The organism is Citrobacter cronae (genome assembly GCF_016893685.1).
GTDB lineage: Bacteria > Pseudomonadota > Gammaproteobacteria > Enterobacterales > Enterobacteriaceae > Citrobacter > Citrobacter werkmanii.
In genome coordinates this window covers 2,301,455-2,302,172 of sequence record NZ_CP069763.1, presented here as the reverse complement: position 1 = coordinate 2,302,172, position 718 = coordinate 2,301,455, and the positions used below count along the sequence as shown (strand labels likewise).

Below are 718 nucleotides of genomic sequence, written 5' to 3'. Positions count from 1 at the left end.
CTCATTGCTCGACGTAGCAGAAAACGTCAGCGGGCCGTCGGTGTCACTGTTAAGCGCATCAATTGCTGACTGAAAGTCGGTGAGCGCCGAACTTAACGAGTCCAGGCCGTTGCTCTCTGCATTCAATTCGTTCTGCTCGTTTTGCAGATTTGCCGCCTGGGTGGCGATGTCCGCGTAGGCAAATTCTTGTGCTAATTTTTGGATCGGACTCGTAAAACTCATAATCAGTGACTCCGTGCAACGTTAGTTATGTAATAGCAAAACGCATGCCAATATTTTTTATTATTGATATTCAGTAAGTTAAATTAGTAGCGGAAATGAATTTTCCCTTCCTCAGGAAGGTTTCCAGGCAAAGACCCGGTTGCGGAAAGCACAACACCGCCGGGTGGCGGTGTTATGAATGACATTACGTCAGGAATTACTGCAGCAGGCTGGAAACCATGCTGGACATGCTGTTGGACTGCTTCAGCATGGTGATACCCGTTTGCATCAGCACCTGTTGCTGGGTCATGTTGGACGCTTCCGTCGCGTAGTCGGTATCCATAATGTTACCGATCGCCACTTCAGTGTTGTCCTGCATGCTGGTCAGGTTAGCCGCGGTGTCGTTCAGGCGGTTGATGGATGCACCCAGTTTGGACTGGATCTTAGACACGTCGTCCATTGCAGTCTGGATAGTTCCAATCATCGCGTTTGCAGAGCCAGAAGTGGTCAGTTCAGA

General features: G+C 49.4%; 2 protein-coding genes. Both read right to left on the bottom strand.

Annotated features, from left to right (window positions below):
- The coding region (locus tag JSN25_RS22055) for a flagellar cap protein FliD N-terminal domain-containing protein (protein WP_325168719.1) at positions 1-222 on the bottom strand (222 nt) is incomplete at its 3' end.
- A gap of 196 nt (positions 223-418) precedes the next feature.
- Positions 419-718 (bottom strand): flagellin (locus JSN25_RS22050; protein WP_267911621.1); only part of this gene is annotated, 300 nt, incomplete at its 5' end.